Below are 16675 nucleotides of genomic sequence, written 5' to 3' on the forward strand. Positions count from 1 at the left end.
GTCCGTGCTCATTCCGCCGTTTTGCCGCGCAGCGAAGCGATTAGCGCCCGGATTGCCCGTTCCTGATCGATCACGCTCGCGCACAGCCGGAACTGCCCGAGCGCGCGGTGAAGATTCTGCCCGGGGTCTTCGACCTTGAAGTAGCGGTTGCCTTCGAGATGATCGGTGTAGAAGCGAATTCCCAGTTCGAAAGGAATCAGCCGGATCGCGGGGAACAGATAATCGTAATCGGGGCCGGTAAAAAACCGGCCGGCTTCGCCAAGGTAACTGCCCAGTATCGCTTCGCCGATGCCGAGATCGAACGCGTCGTTTTCGGGGCGATGGCAGCAGGAACGCAGGCAGTCGCCGATGTCGTAATGCAGCAGGCCCGGCTTGACCGTATCGAGGTCGACCACGCCGACCACTTTTTGCCGGCCCTTGCCGAACAGAAAATTGTTCAGCTTCGGGTCGCCGTGGATGATTCGGAGCGGCAGCAGCCCCTGCCGTTTCGCGGATTCCAGGTTATCGGCAATCGCCTGATGGCGGTCGATAAAAGCAGCGCAGTCCGCGTCGATCAGGCGGGAATCGGCGTTGGCGAGCACTTCACGGTAACGCGCAAGGTAAGCCGGAGCGATATGGAATCCGGGCAGGGTATCCTTGAGCCGCGCCGGGTCCAGGTCGCCGAGCAGGCGGTGAAAATGCCCCAGCGCAAAACCGGCCTCGCGCGCTTCGCCCGGATCGCCGACCGACTCCAGGCTGACCGTGTCGGGAATATAGTCGAGCGCGCGCCAGAGCCGGTCCCGGCCGTCGCGCACATGGAAAAGCCCGGCTTCGGATTCGAGCGGCCGGGGAATTTTCAGTTCGACATCTTCGGGCGCCTTGCGGTCGAGATGCCGGGCGATTTCGGCCAGATTCGCGAGCACCGCTTCCGGCTCCGGAAACACATGCGCATTGATGCGCTGCAACACGAAAGGCTCGGCGGCGGTGAGCACTTGATAGGTTTCGTTGATCAGGCCGTTGCCCAGCGGCAGGACGGCCGCGCTCGACCCGGCAAATTGCCGGGCTATCGATAAAAGTTCAGTCATGCGGGGCGCGCTTTGGCGTTTCAGCAGCCTTGCTGGCTCGCGCATTTGATGCAGAGGTCGGAATAGGGCAATGCCTTCAGCCGGGCTTCGCCGATCGGCTCGCCGCAGCTCTGGCAGACCCCGTACTGGCCAGCGTCGATCCGGGCGATCGCGTCCTTGATCTGCGCAATCTCGTTCCTGGCGCGATTGCCCAGAAAATCAATCACTTCGTAATTCTCGGCCTGGACGGCCTGTTCCGCAAAGTCTTTCTCCGGAGGCTCCGCGACATGCTTGACGTCTTCGGTGATCTTGCTCAGCCGGTCGTTCAGCTCTTCCAGCATGCCGATCAAATTACCGCGTATTTCTTCATATCCGCCCACAGGATTTCCTCCATGTCAGTCTAACATCAGCCGGCGCACCGTCTTGCGCCCGTCAGGACGTGGCGCCACATCCTGCTATACTTGCAAGGTTCCTGCCAGGCTTGTCGCAAGCCTGACATATTCCGCTCAGCCATCGTATCATCACTCATGCAAAATGCAATCAATGCGTTATTGGATTCGGCCAATCAAATCCTGCTCGGCAAGCAAAGGCAAGTCCGGCTGGCGGTCTGCTGCCTGCTCGCCCGCGGCCACCTGTTGATCGAAGACATTCCCGGCGTCGGCAAGACCACCCTGGCGCATACGCTCGCCCGGCTGTTCGGCCTCGATTACCAGCGTATTCAGTTTACCAGCGACATTCTGCCGGCCGACATGATCGGCGGCTCGGTGTTCGATGCGAAAAACCAGCAATTCAACTTTCATGCGGGGCCGATCTTCAACCAGATGGTGCTGGCCGACGAAATCAACCGGGCGACGCCAAAGGCGCAAAGCGCCTTGCTGGAAGCGATGGAAGAACATCAGGTCACCGTGGACGGCAAGACGTATCCGCTGCCGGAGCCGTTTTTCGTGATCGCGACGCAAAACCCGTCGCACCAGATCGGCACCTTCCCGCTGCCCGAATCGCAGTTGGACCGCTTTTTGATGCGGATCGAACTCGGTTATCCGGATTCCGCCGCCGAGCGTTTACTTTTGACCGGCCACAGCCGCCACAGTTTAATCGACGGCCTGGCCGTGGCGCTGCCGCCCGCGCAGCTCCAGCGCATTCAAAAAGAGGTGCTTCGGGTGTACGCTTCGGATGCACTGCTCGATTACTGCCAGGCGATCATCCGTTTCACCCGCGAATCGCCTTCATACCCGGCCGGCCTGTCGCCGCGCGCGGGACTGGCGCTGTTGACCGCCGCCAAAGCCTGGGCCTACATGGACGGACGCGACGCGGCGATTCCGGAAGACATTCAGGCTGTGCTGGCCGCGGTCGCGGGCCACCGAATCCGCTCCGGGCATCTCGACGCCGCTGCGGTCGTGGCGCCGATCCTGAACCAGGTCGCCGTGTGATGAACGCGCCGGGCCTGAAGATGAAGGAACGCTTCCGGCTCAGCCGTTTCGTGCGCGGCGAGAAAGCTTCGCCGGATCCGGTGATCTTGAATCATCGCCGCATTTTCATCCTGCCCACGCGGCGCGGCCTCGGTTTCGCGTTCCTGGCCACGCTGCTGTTTTTCATCGGGTTCGTGTACAACAACAATCCGGTTTACCTGCTGGCGTTTTTATTGGCCGGCATCTTTTTCCTCTCCACCGTCCATACCTTCCGGACGCTGGCCGGACTGGTGATCCGCGAAGGTTACGGCAAACCGGTGTTCGCCGGCGACACGGCGGCCTTTCCGATCCATATCGACAATCCGACCTCGCTGCTCCGGCCGCAAATCCGAATCGAAGGCCAGCCCGAAACCGAACTGACGCTGCCGCCGGAAAGCCGGAGTCAAATCTTCGTGCACCGGACCGCCGCGCGGCGCGGCTGGTGCGAGGCCGGCCCGATCACGCTCTGCAGCACCTTTCCGCTCGGCCTGTTCCGCGCCTGGTCCCCGCTGCGCTTCAACATGAAAATCTTGGTCTATCCGCAGCTCGCCGAGGCTGGCGTTCCTCTCCCGCCTTTGTCCGCCGGCCCGGACCGGGATGGCGTCGGCCGCCAGGGCAGCGATGAATTTTATGGGCTGAAAAACTACTCGGCCGGCGACCCGGTCCGGCGCATCCACTGGAAAGCCTATGCGAAAGGCTACGGCGTACTCAGCAAGCAATACCGCGGCGGCGGCAGCGGCGAGCTCTGGCTGGACTTCGACGAAACGCCCGGCGGCGGGACCGAAGAAAGATTGAGCCGGTTATGCCGCTGGGTGCTGGAAGCCGACCAGGCCGGCCTGCGTTACGGCCTGCGCTTGCCCGGCAACCGGATCATGCCCGCGGACGGCGCGCAACACCGGCAGTCCTGTCTCGAAGCCCTGGCACTGTATCCGCTATGAAGGCGACCGCCTCCCATCAAAAATTGCAATTTTTATTGTTTGGAACGGTAGGCCTGGCCGTGCTGCCGCATTACCCGCATCTTCCGCCCCTTTCTTTCGGTTTTTTCGCGGCACTTTTGGGCTGGCGCCTGCTCGGCGTCCGGCATCCCGCCTGGCTCCCCGGACGGCGCGTCCTGTTTTTGCTGCTGCTCCTGGGCATCGTGCTGCTGTTCACGGAACGGCAGGGCATTCTCGGCCGCGACGCCGGCTCCAACCTGTTCATTACCGCCCTGGGCTTGAAACTGATGGAAACGAAAAGGGAACGCGATTCCTGCCTGATCGTTTATATGGCCTTCGTCGCGGCGGCCACCCAGTTTCTTTACGAACAAAGCATCCTGTTCGGCGCCTATATCGGCCTCGTTTGCTGCCTGCTGCTCGCACTGCTGATTGCGATGAACGGCCTGCAGCATCACATCGCGCAGGCGCTGAAGCTGGCGATGGTTTTCGTCCTGCAGGCGGCACCGCTGGCGGCCGCGATGTTCATCCTGTTTCCGCGCCTCGACCCGCCGAAATGGCTGGCTATCGGCAGCGAAACCCGAAACCGGACCGGCCTCAGCGAAGTGCTGGAGCCGGGCTCGATCACCAATCTGGGACTGTCCGACGAACTGGTGTTCCGCGCCCGCTTCGACGGCCCGCTGCCGCCGCCGCATCAGCGTTACTGGCGGGGCCCGGTGATGGCGGCGACCGACGGCAAACGCTGGGTGCAGGCGCAGAATTTCGAACGCTATCCGAAGCCCGATCCGCAAGTTTCCGGCCGGCCCTACCGTTACACCCTGCTGCTTGAGCCTCAGGAAAAGAACTGGGTGTTCGCGCTCGACATGCCGGCCGAATTTTCGCCGCCGTTAAGCCGCAATGCGAATTTTCAGATGGTCACTTCCGAGATGCGGGGACAGCGCGCGGCCTACAAGCTGACGTCCTATCCGGACTACAATACCGGCCCGCTGTCATCCGCCGAATACCGGGACGCGACCCAACTGCCCGGCACGCCTTCGGCGCGCGTGAAGGATCTGGTCGCCCGGCTGCACGGCTACGACGCAGCGCCCGAGCTATTCATCAAGAACCTGCTGGACCATTTTCGCCGGGAGAATTTCCGCTACACGCTGGAGCCGCCGAAGCTCGACGCCAACCCGATCGAGTCTTTTCTGTTCGATACGCGCGCCGGTTTCTGCAGCCATTATGCCTCCGCCTTCGTGTACCTGATGCGCGCCGCGCAGATTCCGGCCCGCGTCGTGACCGGCTACCAGGGCGGCGAAACGAACGAGGTCGGCAATTTCATCCAGGTCCGGCAGGCGGATGCGCATGCCTGGGCCGAGGTCTGGCTCGACAGACACGGCTGGGTCCGCTACGACCCGACCGCGGCGGTGGCGCCGGAAAGAATCGAATATCCGCTCGACGTGAGCCGTCTGAGTCCGGGTGAAACTATCTACTTTGAAAGCGCCGCCGGAGAATTCGGCAAGATCGTCAGCTTCCTCAAACAGGCCGGACTGATCTGGGATACCGTGGATTACGGCTGGCAGCGCTGGATCATCAACTATAACGGCACCCATCAGGCCCACTTCCTGGCCGGCTTCGGAATCAAGGGCAGCCGGGCGATGCTGAACTGGCTGGGCGCGATCCTGCTCGCCGTTACCGTGCTGTCGAGCCTGGCGATCCTATACCGAAGGCGCCGGCAACTCGATCCGGCCTTGCGGATTTACGCGCGCTTTTGCGGCAGACTCGCCCGGAAAGGACTGGTCAAAGGCACGGGCGAAGGCCCGAAAGACTTCGCCGAACGGGTCAAGGCCGCCCTGCCGGAGCATGCGGACGAAGTGGACGGAATCACAGAAATTTTCATGAATCTGCGTTACGGCAGGCGGCCAAATCCCCAGAACATCGAGCGGCTGAAACGGCGGGTCGCCGCATTCAAACCGTAACGCGATCTCGCTCCAAGAGGCTAGAGCATTTTCGTTTTGGGTGTACGGTCATAAGCCATGCCGCAAAGTGAGGGGAAACGCGCCATTCCGACAGGGATTGCCGGACGACTGCAGGGATGCGGGAGATACGAGCCCAAGGAAGGGCGAGGTAGATCGCGTCAGGAACACGCGATCGAGAGCAACGCAGGGAGCGGTTGCCGAATCCAGAAGCCAGGGATGGCAAGCTTTAATGCATCCCTGCAGTCTGGATCTCGGCACAAATCTGTCTGGAACAGATTTGCATTGACCCGAAGGGGGCCAGGCAGGAAAGCCTGGCATGAATCCCTGCCGAGATGACGGTTTGACTTAACGGCATTATCTCCCTATAGGCGATATGAAAATGCTCTAAGGATTGTTTTCTTCTTGCTTGACGGCCTGTTTTAACGCCTTGAGCTTTTCGCTGTTTTTCTCTTTCAACTGGTACAATTTGAGCTTTTGCGCCGGCGTCAGCGTATCTTTGGCCTCTTCCTGGCCTTCCTCGCGGATTTCCTTGATTTTTTGTTTGTGCTTTTTGAACAGCGCCTTGAATTTGGATTCCTGTTCTTCGCTCAGGCCGAGCTCCTGGCTCAATTGTTTCAGCTTGATGCCGTGATGCTTGCCGGTCTCGGGCGCTGCCGGGACGGCAGGAGATGCCGGGGGGGATTCGGCCGCCGGCTGCCCGGTTTCGGCAAAGGCTGTCCAGGTTATGCCCAAGCCAAGAATCAGACTGGTGATCGTTTTGTTCATGCAAATGCCTCGGAGGTTATCGCGATAATTGCGGTAGATGAATAGATTGCCTTATTTTATAACGTTCGAGCCGTCTCCGTGCGCAGGAATTCCTTTACGGGGGAAATGTCTCCAGGTCCGCGCTCAATGCTCCTAAGGATTGGGTCGATCATCACTTCTCCTCTCTCGTTCCTTCGCCGAGCGCTTATCGTGCCGGCTTGGGTTAAACCGTGGTAGGGTACGCTGTGCGTACCATGGAGGTTGAAAAGGTACGCACAGCGTACCCTACAACTGAAAAGAGCGACGGAGCTTGCAAAAATCAGAGCTTCTTTAACGACATCGGGCCGGCCCCTGACTGACACTTATCGATGGCCACATTTTTGTCTTGCAACGGCCTTCCGATTAGCCTTATCCGCGCGCTTTCATATACAATCCCTCCGGACTTGGAAATTACAGGAATCAACATGTTCAAAAATCGCTTCATCAAATACCTGCTGGGCAGTTGCCGGGATTTGGCGCCGATTTTTGCGGTCGTGCTGGTTTTTCAGGGTTTGGTGATTAAACAGCCGCCTCCCGACCTGGCCAACCTGATCGAAGGATCGCTTTTTCTGATCGTCGGCCTGACCTTGTTCGTCCAAGGGCTGGAACTCAGCCTGTTCCCGCTCGGCGAAGACATGGCCTACGACTTCGCCCGCAAGGGCAGTGTGTTCTGGCTGTTGCTCTTCGCGTTCTGTCTGGGTTTCAGCGCGGCGATCGCCGAACCGGCGCTGATCGCCGCGGCCCAGCAAGCCGCGCAGATTGCCAGCGACGGCCACATCATCGGTTCCAGCGATGCCGAGAGAGCAAATTATGCGCTGGGGCTTCGCGTCACGGTTGCGCTGTCGATCGGACTCGCACTGATCGTCGGCGTCGTGCGGATCATCCGCGGCTGGCCCGTCTATATACCGGTTTTTCTCGGCTATTTGGGCGTGGCGGCGATTACCCCGTTTGCGCCGAAGGAAGTCGTCGGCATCGCTTACGATGCGGGCGGCATCGCGACCTCCAGCATTACCGTCCCCTTGGTGACCGCGCTCGGCGTTGGCCTTGCGACCGCCATCAAGGGGCGCAACCCGCTGACCGACGGCTTCGGCATCGTGGTTTTCGCGTCGTTGACGCCGATTATTTTCGTACTGATCTATGGGATGGCCGTATGATTGACGTAGTGATACAGTTTGTATTTACCCTGCTGGAAATCTGCCGGGATGTGTTGCCGATTGCCGCGACCATCATCGGCTTTCAATTGCTGGTTATCCGCCGTCCGATCGCCCACACCAGAAAAATTCTGATCGGTTTCGTTTCCGTGCTGTTCGGGATCGTTTTCTTTCTCAAGGGGTTGGATATGGCGCTGTTTCCCCTTGGCAAGCTGATGGCCGCCCAGTTGACCCTACCCGAATTTCTCGGCGTCGAACCGACTGCCGGCAAAGTCGATTGGCGCGATTATGCCTGGGTTTATGCTTTCGCCGCCAGCATCGGCTTCGCCACCGCGCTGGCCGAACCCTCGCTGCTGGCGGTCGCGCTAAAGGCGGAGAAAATTTCCGGAGGCACGATCCGGGCCTGGGGATTACGTATTTCGGTCGCGCTCGGTGTGGGTTTCGGCATTGCGCTCGGCGCTTTTCGCATCGTGACCGGCTCCGAATTCTTTTTATTCATTCTCGGCGGTTATCTCATGGTAGTGATTCAGACCCGCTCCGCTCCCGAACTGATCCTCGGCCTGGCCTACGATTCCGGCGCGGCCACCACGTCGATGGTGACCGTGCCGATGATCACCGCGCTGGGCCTGGGCCTGGCCGAAGCCGTGCCCGGGCGCGATCCGCTACTGGATGGATTCGGGCTAATCGCCTACGCCAGTTTGTTTCCGGTCATCGCGGTGCTGGGTTATGCTCAAATCGCGCAATGGCTGAATCAAGTCCGTTACCCGTCAAAATCCTGAGGTACATCATGCATTTCAAACTCATCATTGTATTCGTCGACGACGACAAAACCGATCTGGTGCTCGATACGGCTCGCCAAGGCGGGGCAAAAGGTGCGACCGTGATCAACAACGCCCGTGGTCAAGGCATGAAACAATCGAAGACCTTCTTCGGTTTGACGCTCGAAGCGCAGCGCGATGTCGTGCTGATGCTGGTCGAAGAACACCTCAGCCGCTTCATCATGGAAAAAATCGCGACCGTCGCCGATTTCGACAACACGCCCGGCACCGGTATCGCGATTCAAATCGACGTCGAAGACGCGATCGGCGTGATGCATCAGGTTGAGGTATTGCAACAAGAACTGGAGGGCTCCCTATGAACAACCGCCTTATTATCCGCGTCAGGGACGTGATGAAAACCGACTTCGGCTCGATCGACGGTATCGCTACCGTGGCCGAAGCGCTGAAGAAAATGAAGGAAATGCAGACCGCCGTACTGATCGTGAACAAACGCCACGACGACGACGAATACGGGATGATCAACTGCGGCGACATCGCCCGCCACGTGCTGGCCAAGGACAGGGCGCCGGAACGGGTCAATGTCTATGAAATCATGAACAAACCGGTCATTTCGGTGCATCCGGAGATGGATATCCGCTATTGTTCGAGGCTGTTCGCGCAGTATGACCTGGTCCGGGCACCGGTGATCGAGGATCGGAAAGTGGTCGGCATCGTCAGCCCGAACTCGCTGGTGCTGGACGGCCTTTACAAAATATTTACCTGAAGCGGGCGGCTTTTAAAAATACCGGCCGAAAACCCGTGAGGTTTAAAACCTCGCGGGTTTCCCCGAAGCCGGCGCCGGATCGCTCCGCTTTATTTCAGCGGCCTTCCCTTGGCGTCGCGGTCGAACTTGCTCGAAAGCAGCAATACCGCTTCCAAAAAGCCCCACTGTGGCACGAATACCAGGAACTTCGCATACACCAAAAAGAGCGTCAGCAAGACCTGAATGAAGCCGACCTTGTAATAGCCCAGATAAAACCGCGACAACCCCGCCCAGCCGAACAACAGCGAGAGTAGGCCCGCCAGGTATTTGGACTTGACCGCTTTCGGTTCCTCGCGAGAAACGCCGAGCAAACCGACGCGAACCGCATGACCGCCTTCCGGGTCGAAGCGGACCTCGTCGTCCGCTTCGGGCGGAACGCCCTCGACCCAGTCCTTGATCTCGAACGGATATGTTTGGCCTTCGCTTTCGATCGCGCCGCTCCCCGATTCGGGATCGAAACTTTGTACTTTTCCTATCATTTTCCCCTACCTTACATGTGAAAGACGTTCACCCGCGGATCCGCTGCCGCCCGGCGGACGCCCGTTTATTATTCTGCTCTACGGATGCTGCAAACGCACCGCCAGCACGTCGCAATTGGCATGATGCAGAACGCCGTTCGCGGTCGAGCCCAGCAGGAGCGCCAAGCCATGCCGCCCGTGCGAACCGACCACGATCAGGTCGACCCCGTTTTCTTCGGCGATCCGGAGGATTTCCTGTTTCGGACTGCCCGTTTCCAGCCAGGTCTGATGCTCAGGAACGCCCAACGACGACGCCAGTTCGGCCAGTTTTTTGCGGCCGAGCGCAATAAATTCCTGCGACAAATCCATTTCGAAAGGAACCAGTACATCGTTCGCCGGATCGCCGATCGGCAGGGCATCGACCACATGGATCAGGCTGAGCCTGGCCCCGTAACGTTCGGCCAGATCCTTCGCGCGCTCGGCGACGACCGTCTGCCGGTCGAAAAAATCCACCGCCAATAATATGTGCTTGTATGACTTCACAATTCCTCCTAACCGATGCCGTCGACCTGCCCGAAAGACATGGCCAGCAATACGAAACCGACTAAAAACGCCAGCGCCCAACCCAAACTGACCAGAATGTTCGGCGCGAGCGCATGATAAACGATGTGCGCCGTGACCGCGCAGAGCCAGACGATGATGCCGATTGCCAAAATGAAGGCAAGACCGGCGGACTGCCCGACCGCCAGCATCGCGGCAGCCGGCCAGGCGATAAAACCGATCAGCGCATAACATCCGAAAAAAGCGCCCGCAACCTGGTAATAACGGTTCAGGTGGCGGTGCGTCTGCAGCATCACGCCGCTGAACAGCCCGATATACCCGACTTCCGCCGCCGTCTCAAGAACCGCGCCGAGCAGGTTATGTCCCCGGTAATGCATCAGCACCCGGACCACGGCGAAGGCGGCCGCGACTATTTTGAGCAACGCCAGCGAATAAGGCAAATCCTCCGGCCCCTTTTTAAACCGGCAGATATCGAAGAGCAGAACGATCAGTTCGTACATGGGCGGGCCTCCTACTTTGCTTCTAGAGCATTTTCGCTTTGGGTATATGGCCTTTTCGTAAGGAAAGCACGTCATTCCGGGTAGGGTACGCTGTGCGTACCTTAATAATACAGCGTTTCGCAGAGGCGGCATGGTTAAGGTACGCACAGCGTACCCTACGGGTGCATGTCCGCGACCGCTCAATCCTGCTGCGCCGCCGCGAGCTTTTCCTCCGCCTCCAGCCAGAGCGCCTCGGCGTCTTCGAGCGCCTTGTCCACCTGCGCCTTTCGTGCCATCACGTCTTTCAGCCGGTTTTTGTCCGCATCCTGATAAATCGCCGGGTCGGCTAATTGTTGTTCCAGTTGCCGCTGTTCCTGATGGAATTTTTCGACCGCCTGCTCGGCTTTCTTCAACGCGTCCATCAGCGGTTTGTTGCGCTGCCGGCGCTCGGCGTCCAGCCTGCGCTGATCCTTGCGGTTGACGCCGGACGCCGGTTCGATCGCCGATTCCTTCGGCTCGGCTTTTTTCTGCTCGCCGAGCCAGTTCTTATAATCGTCCAGATCGCCGTCGAACGGCTCGACCCTGCCGTCCGCGACCAGCAGCAGCCGGTCGGTGACCGAACGCAGCAAATGCCGGTCGTGCGAGACGGTGACCAGGGCGCCCTGATAGTCCTGCAGCGCCATGATCAGGGCCTCGCGCATTTCGAGGTCCAGATGGTTGGTCGGCTCGTCGAGCAGCAGCAAGTTCGGATTCTGGTAGACCAGCAGCGCCAGCACCAGCCGCGCTTTTTCGCCGCCCGAAAACGGCCGCACCGGCTCCATCACTTTGTCGCCCTGAAAATCGAAGCCGCCCAGAAAATTGCGCAGGTCCTTTTCGGTCGCCTGCGGGTCCAATTTCTGGAAATGCCAGAGCGGCGACTCTTCCATCCGCAACTGTTCGAGCTGATGCTGGGCGAAATAGCCGATCTTCAGGTGCATCGATTCGTTTCGCTTACCGGCTAAAGGCGCCATCGCGCCGGCCAGCACCTTGATCAGGCTCGACTTGCCGGCGCCGTTCGGTCCCAAAAGCCCGACCCGGTCGCCGGGCGACAGCGACAGGCCGGCCTTGTTGACCACGATCCTGTCGCCGTAGCCGATATCCGCGGCATCCAGCGTCAACAGCGGATTCGACATCCGGCCGGGTTCGGCGAAACTGAAATGGAACGGTGAGTCGACATGCGCCTGCGCGATCAACTCCATCCGTTCCAGCGCCTTGATCCGGCTTTGCGCCTGCCGGGCCTTGGTGGCCTGGGCCTTGAAGCGGTTGATGAAGCTCTGGATGTGCGCAATCTCGCGCTGCTGCTTCTGAAAGGCGGCCTGTTGCTGGGCGAGCTTCTCGGCGCGCATTCTTTCGAACGCCGAATAGTTGCCGGTATAAAGATTCACCTTGCCCTGTTCGATATGGGCGACGTGATCGGCGATCGCGTCGAGGAAATCGCGGTCGTGCGAAATCAAAAGCAGCGTGCCCGGATACCGGCACAGCCAGTCCTGCAGCCAGATCACCGCGTCGAGGTCGAGGTGGTTGGTCGGCTCGTCGAGCAGCAGCACGTCGGAACGGCACATCAACGCCTGCGCCAGATTCAGCCGCATCCGCCAGCCGCCCGAAAAAGCGCCGACCGCGGCCTGTTCCTGCGCCGCTTTGAAGCCGAGCCCGCTCATCAGCCGCGAGGCGCGCGCCTGGGCTTCGTAACCGCCGATCACGTCGAGCGCCGCATGCAGCTCGGCCTGCTTCAGGCCGTCATGAGCCGCTTCGGCCGCTTTCAGTTCGGCCTGCAGGCGGCGCAGTTCGCGGTCTCCGTCCATCACGTAGTCGATCGCGCTGCAGTCGGCGGCTGGGGTTTCCTGGGCGACATGCGCGATTTCGAGTCCCGGCGGCATCGAAAAATCGCCCGCGTCGGGATGCAGTTCGTCCCGGATCAGCGCGAAGAAACTGGACTTGCCGGCCCCGTTCGCGCCGGTGATCCCGACTTTTTCGCCCTGGTGAATCGTAAACGACGCTTCGTCGAACAACAGTCTGGCGCCCCGGCGCAGAGCGATATTTTTAAAATTGAGCATGAAATATCATCAATAAATCCGCAATATTCCGAGAGGCGATTTCATCGCGCCCCGATCAGCGGGCCAATATAACAAAATCTCCGCCCCGCGCAAGGCAACTCGGGACTTTTTCGGCCGGCCGAAGCGGGGCGGCTGGTATAATGGCGTTTTTTCATTGATTTTTGCTGCGTTATGACAAACCCCGCCGTTATCGGAACTGTCCCTATGAGGGTCACCCCAGCCGCGCTTGAAAAAGTGATTCGCGCTGCCGGCGTGATCGGCATGAAATATTTCAACAACCGCAAGAACATCGCGATCAACAAAAAAGCTGCGCGCGATTTCGTGACCGAAGCCGATGTCGCGATCGAGGCATTCCTGAAGGAAACGCTGACCCGGGAGTATCCCGAATACGGTTTCTGGGGAGAGGAAACCGGACAGAGCGCCGACCAGAGCAGCCGCTGGATCGTCGATCCGATCGACGGCACGCATTCGTTCGCGAAAGGCCAGTACGGCTGGTCGATCAGTATTGCGCTCGAAATCGGCGGAGAGATCGTGCTCGGCGCGGTGCATGCCCCGGTATTGAACGATCTTTATCTCGCGGAAAAAGGGAAGGGAGCAGTCAAGAACGGCGAGCGGACTTATGTTTCGGACGAAGCGGTGCTCGGCGATGCGATGATTTCGACCGGTTTCGCCTGCCTGCGCAACTACCTGGCCGACAACAACCTCGAACGCTTCTGCCGGATCGCCCAGCGCACCACCGGACAGCGCCGTTTCTGCTCGGCCGCGCTCGACCTGTGCATGGTCGCGGACGGGCAGGTCGATGCATTCTGGGAACAGGAACTGAATTTGTACGACGTCGCCGCCGGTGCATTGATCGTACTGGAAGCGGGCGGCACTCTGACCGACTTCAAAGGCAACCCCGGACTGTTTCCGAAACAGATCCTGGCGACCAACGGCAAGCTTCTCGACCAAATCCTGCCGTTGATGTAGGCCCGCGGCATTCGCGCGCAAAATGGTATTTCGCAAAAAAACCCGCCAGACTTTAAAAACCCGGCGGGTCTGTCAGCGCCTTTCAGCAATTAAACCGGCTTTCGATCTTCGTGCCGCTTCAATCGAACAGAAGCGAGAACACGCTGGCTTTGTCCTGAACCCGAATTCTGTCATAGCTGTAGATCGCCGGACCGTAAGCCGGATCCACATACTCGACATTCCAGGGCACGGTTTTTTCGCGGCCCGCATGCGGATAACCGTAAATCGCCGGGCCGTAAGCCAGGCTGACGTAAACGATTTCCGGCCGCGGCGACTTTTTTTCCACCGTACTGCCGGGATAGCTGTGAATGGCCGGGCCGTAAGCTGGAGTCGTATAGAGCACGGCTCCCGTACCCAGCCCGTCATTGGCCCCGGCGTTGAGGGGGAGCAGAGTTACGGATAATATCGCCAGCGTAATGGGCGGGTTTTTTAATATTTTTTTCTTGAGCGTTGTCATGACGCTCTCCTCTGATGTAAAGGTGTTACATCAGTCGGACCGGCCGCTAAACGCTTCGTTCCCTGGTTTTATAAGTTCTCCAGCCGCTTTCTATCCGCCAAACCACCGGCGAAGGCGAACGCTTGAACCCGTCAGGCCGGTGACGAAGAAGGTTCCGGATAGCCGCGCCGCTAGAGCATTTTTGCTTGGGGTATATGGCCTTCGTAAGGAAAACACGTCATTCCGGCAGAGCCTGCCCCGGTCAGGGATTGCTGGAATCCCGAAACCCAGGAGGATTAGCCCTCATACCTCCCTATCATCTGGATCTCGGCAATCCCCTGAGCGGGATGGTTGATAACCCATAGGCGCTAACTTAAAAATTGACCCATTCCAATAAAAGTCATTAATTTTCAATGTGTTGCTGCTCTTTGAACGGCAAATCAAAGTAAAACTTTAAGGTGAAATTCCTTTTATTTTCAATATCTTATATCTTATATCTTATATCTTATATCTTAGATTAGCGCCTATGGGTTGATAACCCCATTCCCCACGTTTGAAGACCTACCGGCAGCATAAAATCCTCGTCTGTGTTCGCGCGGTGTTAAACGTTACGGATGGGATAAATATCCCGTCCGGCATGCAGCCCCGTAAGGTACGCTATGCGTACCTTTCGACATCGAGGGTACGCACAGCGTACCCTACGGGGCTGGCTGGACTTAACGGCATGGCGCCCTTCAGCAGGTGAGGACTTCCCTACACGCGATACGAAAATGCTCTAGATGCCGGAGATCGACACGCTCAAGTGTATTTGCCGTTCTGAATTCTATATACTATCGGCGATAAATTCGGGCAGCGTAAAGCCAGCCCATCTGCTTTTTACCGGTATGACTCAAAAATCCATCGACATTCCTTCGGCCTCCGATAACGATATCTTCAGCGCGCCTTTTTTGCTGGGCAATGTCGGCGCGCCGTTCGTGATCGGCATGGCGGTCGGCTATTTCGCCAAAAAGATGCTGAAGACCGCGCTGTTCGTCGGCGGCGGGCTGATCGTGCTGATGTTCGCGGGCGAGTATTACGGCCTGGTCACGATCAACGGCGCGCAACTCGAACATGTGGCGGACGCGGCGACCCAGGCCGCCAAGAATTCGGGCAGCTTCCTGGTCGACCGCCTGTCGACGATTACGACCCGTGGCGTTAGCGCCGTGGCCGGCTTTTCGTTGGGATTCAAGCTAGGTTAAAAGCTAAGCTGTTGACAGGGAGCGTAGGTGTCCTTTAAGATGAATCGAGTCTGAGTGATTTACCGTTGCTTATCTCTACGCAGTTCCTTGTTTTTTGCTTGTCCTGTTTATCATAAGTGATTCGCGTTATTCCCCGGCTCTAACCACCCGCCTTGAAGGCTATTTTTCATTTTTTTTAAAGGACATAAACAATGGCAACTGGTACCGTAAAATGGTTTAACGCAGAAAAAGGTTTCGGCTTCATTCAACAGGAATCGGGCCCCGACGTTTTCGTACACTTCCGCAATATTGTCGGCACGGGCTATAAAACCCTGGACGAAGGCCAAAAAGTAAAATTCAACATTACCCAAGGTCAAAAAGGCCCGCAAGCCGAAGAAGTCACTCCGCTTTGATTTCTTTGTTCCGGCTGCAGGCCGATAAAAGCCTGCAGCCGGATCACCACCCGATTCTCCGCCTCGCCTCCTTCTCCCCCTCATCCCCAGCGGCTTCTTTCCGCGGCCGAAATCCTGCTTTGCGATGCCGGATGTTAGAATAGCGCATCGTTAAATCATCAGGGACTTCATGACTTCGACATTGTGGCAAATGTTCGCGTTGATTGCCTGCGGCGCGGCATGGCGTTGCGCACGCCCGGCCGGATTGTCCGCAGAACAGACACGGACCGTGCTGACCACCCTGGTCTATTACCTGCTGCTGCCGGCACTGGTACTGGAAGTGCTCTGGAAGGCCGATGTCGGACTCCACTCGCTGCAATATACCCTATTCGGCGCCGTCTGCCTGGCGTTCGGGATGCTCGGCATCTGGACGTGCGGCCGTCTGCTCCGGTTCGAGCCGCCGCAAATGGGTGCGGTTCTGTTGGCGGCGGTGTTTCCGAACGTAACCTACCTCGGCCTGCCGGTGCTCGAACAGGCCTTCGGCCATTGGGCCCGGTCGGTGGCGATCCAGATCGATCTGTTCGCGGTCGCGCCGGTCTTGTTCACGGTCGGGATTGCGGCCGCGCGCCATTTCGGCCAAAACGGCGACAGCGTTCGCCAGCCGGTCGGATCGTTTTTGACGACGCCGCCTTTTCTGGCTGCGATACTCGCGGTGATCCTGAATCTTTGCCATGTTCCGCTGCCCAATGGGGTGGCCTCGGTGCTGCAAAAACTGGGCGCAGGCGTGGTGCCGCTGATGCTGATCTCGCTGGGCCTGGCGCTGAGCTGGGGTGCCGTCACGCTGCGCAATCTGCCGCACGTAGCGCCGGTGATCCTGATCAAAATGGGATTGATGCCCTTGTTCGCGCTCTGGTTCAGCCAGTATTTGACGCTCGACCAGGCGCATAAAAACGCCCTGACGCTGGAAATGGCGATGCCGTGCATGGTGCTCGGCATCGTGTTCTGCGACCGTTACCGGCTCGACAGCGCGCTTTACGCCATGTCGGTCACGCTCAGCACCCTGCTGAGCCTTATTACCCTGCCGTTCTGGCATCGGGTCGCGGCCGGCGGATTTTGATTCATACGGACCTAAGAG

19 protein-coding genes are annotated in these 16675 nt (G+C 58.8%); 11 read left to right on the forward strand and 8 right to left on the reverse strand.

What is annotated here, in order from left to right:
* Positions 1-8: 8 nt before the first annotated feature.
* Together METAL_RS00865 and METAL_RS00870 are read right to left on the reverse strand one after the other, a co-directional pair.
* Positions 9-1064, reverse strand: a complete 1056-nt coding sequence (locus METAL_RS00865; RefSeq protein WP_031430422.1) for a phosphotransferase enzyme family protein — start codon at positions 1062-1064, stop codon at positions 9-11.
* Between the two features lie 20 nt (positions 1065-1084).
* The gene (locus METAL_RS00870; protein ID WP_005368691.1) at positions 1085-1423 is read right to left on the reverse strand and encodes a TraR/DksA family transcriptional regulator; all 339 of its coding nucleotides are present in this window, start codon (positions 1421-1423) and stop codon (positions 1085-1087) included.
* A 147-nt stretch (positions 1424-1570) separates the two neighbouring features.
* Here METAL_RS00870 and METAL_RS00875 point away from each other — a divergent pair, with 147 nt between their 5' ends.
* From METAL_RS00875 to METAL_RS00885, 3 genes are read left to right on the forward strand one after another with little or no spacing between them, the layout of a single operon-like run.
* Complete coding sequence (locus METAL_RS00875; protein ID WP_005368693.1) at positions 1571-2473, forward strand: AAA family ATPase; 903 nt, start codon at positions 1571-1573, stop codon at positions 2471-2473.
* On the forward strand, positions 2473-3429 hold the full coding sequence (locus tag METAL_RS00880; RefSeq protein ID WP_005368696.1) for a DUF58 domain-containing protein: 957 nt from the start codon (positions 2473-2475) through the stop codon (positions 3427-3429). Before METAL_RS00875 ends, METAL_RS00880 begins: the two co-directional genes overlap by 1 nt.
* A complete protein-coding gene (locus METAL_RS00885) occupies positions 3426-5381 on the forward strand; it encodes a transglutaminase TgpA family protein (RefSeq protein WP_005368698.1) in 1956 nt (651 codons plus the stop codon). Before METAL_RS00880 ends, METAL_RS00885 begins: the two co-directional genes overlap by 4 nt.
* A 384-nt stretch (positions 5382-5765) precedes the next feature.
* On the opposite strand, the gene METAL_RS00890 is transcribed toward METAL_RS00885, so the two are convergent.
* Positions 5766-6146 (reverse strand): hypothetical protein, encoded by a 381-nt coding sequence (locus METAL_RS00890; protein WP_005368700.1) that lies wholly within the window; start codon positions 6144-6146, stop codon positions 5766-5768.
* A 443-nt stretch (positions 6147-6589) separates the two neighbouring features.
* On the opposite strand from METAL_RS00890, the gene METAL_RS00895 reads away from it, so the two are divergent.
* The 4 genes from METAL_RS00895 to METAL_RS00910 are packed head-to-tail and all read left to right on the forward strand — an operon-like array spanning position 6590 to position 8857.
* The gene (locus METAL_RS00895; protein ID WP_005368701.1) at positions 6590-7318 is read left to right on the forward strand and encodes a DUF1538 domain-containing protein; all 729 of its coding nucleotides are present in this window, start codon (positions 6590-6592) and stop codon (positions 7316-7318) included.
* The gene (locus METAL_RS00900) at positions 7315-8094 is read left to right on the forward strand and encodes a DUF1538 domain-containing protein (protein ID WP_005368704.1); all 780 of its coding nucleotides are present in this window, start codon (positions 7315-7317) and stop codon (positions 8092-8094) included. Before METAL_RS00895 ends, METAL_RS00900 begins: the two co-directional genes overlap by 4 nt.
* An 8-nt stretch (positions 8095-8102) precedes the next feature.
* Positions 8103-8453: a P-II family nitrogen regulator gene (locus METAL_RS00905; protein WP_005368706.1), complete on the forward strand. Its 351-nt coding sequence runs from the start codon at positions 8103-8105 to the stop codon at positions 8451-8453.
* Positions 8450-8857 carry a CBS domain-containing protein gene (locus METAL_RS00910; protein WP_005368708.1) on the forward strand — a complete coding sequence of 136 codons (408 nt, stop codon included), beginning with the start codon at positions 8450-8452 and terminating at the stop codon, positions 8855-8857. Before METAL_RS00905 ends, METAL_RS00910 begins: the two co-directional genes overlap by 4 nt.
* Positions 8858-8946: 89 nt before the next feature.
* On the opposite strand, the gene METAL_RS00915 is transcribed toward METAL_RS00910, so the two are convergent.
* From METAL_RS00915 to METAL_RS00930, 4 genes are all read right to left on the reverse strand, one after another.
* Positions 8947-9375 carry a TM2 domain-containing protein gene (locus METAL_RS00915; protein ID WP_005368710.1) on the reverse strand — a complete coding sequence of 143 codons (429 nt, stop codon included), beginning with the start codon at positions 9373-9375 and terminating at the stop codon, positions 8947-8949.
* A 78-nt stretch (positions 9376-9453) separates the two neighbouring features.
* Complete coding sequence (locus METAL_RS00920; RefSeq protein ID WP_005368711.1) at positions 9454-9897, reverse strand: universal stress protein; 444 nt, start codon at positions 9895-9897, stop codon at positions 9454-9456.
* An 8-nt stretch (positions 9898-9905) separates the two neighbouring features.
* Positions 9906-10415, reverse strand: coding sequence for a hypothetical protein (locus METAL_RS00925; protein ID WP_005368717.1), 510 nt, complete (start codon positions 10413-10415; stop codon positions 9906-9908).
* A gap of 179 nt (positions 10416-10594) precedes the next feature.
* Positions 10595-12487, reverse strand: a complete 1893-nt coding sequence (locus METAL_RS00930) for an ATP-binding cassette domain-containing protein (RefSeq protein WP_005368718.1) — start codon at positions 12485-12487, stop codon at positions 10595-10597.
* Between the two features lie 204 nt (positions 12488-12691).
* Between METAL_RS00930 and METAL_RS00935 the strand changes: the two genes are divergently transcribed.
* Positions 12692-13456, forward strand: coding sequence for an inositol monophosphatase family protein (locus METAL_RS00935; protein ID WP_005368720.1), 765 nt, complete (start codon positions 12692-12694; stop codon positions 13454-13456).
* A gap of 118 nt (positions 13457-13574) precedes the next feature.
* Here the strand turns inward: METAL_RS00935 and METAL_RS00940 are convergent, their stop codons facing one another.
* Complete coding sequence (locus METAL_RS00940; RefSeq protein ID WP_005368722.1) at positions 13575-13952, reverse strand: hypothetical protein; 378 nt, start codon at positions 13950-13952, stop codon at positions 13575-13577.
* A gap of 863 nt (positions 13953-14815) precedes the next feature.
* On the opposite strand from METAL_RS00940, the gene METAL_RS00945 reads away from it, so the two are divergent.
* The 3 genes from METAL_RS00945 (at position 14816) to METAL_RS00955 (ending at position 16657) form a co-directional block, all read left to right on the forward strand.
* Complete coding sequence (locus tag METAL_RS00945) at positions 14816-15169, forward strand: FUN14 domain-containing protein (protein WP_031430426.1); 354 nt, start codon at positions 14816-14818, stop codon at positions 15167-15169.
* Between the two features lie 191 nt (positions 15170-15360).
* A complete protein-coding gene (locus METAL_RS00950; RefSeq protein WP_005368725.1) occupies positions 15361-15561 on the forward strand; it encodes a cold-shock protein in 201 nt (66 codons plus the stop codon).
* Between the two features lie 169 nt (positions 15562-15730).
* Positions 15731-16657, forward strand: a complete 927-nt coding sequence (locus METAL_RS00955; protein ID WP_005368726.1) for an AEC family transporter — start codon at positions 15731-15733, stop codon at positions 16655-16657.
* Positions 16658-16675: the final 18 nt, after the last annotated feature.

The sequence above is a fragment of the Methylomicrobium album BG8 genome (assembly GCF_000214275.2).
Taxonomy (GTDB): Bacteria; Pseudomonadota; Gammaproteobacteria; order Methylococcales; family Methylomonadaceae; genus Methylomicrobium; species Methylomicrobium agile.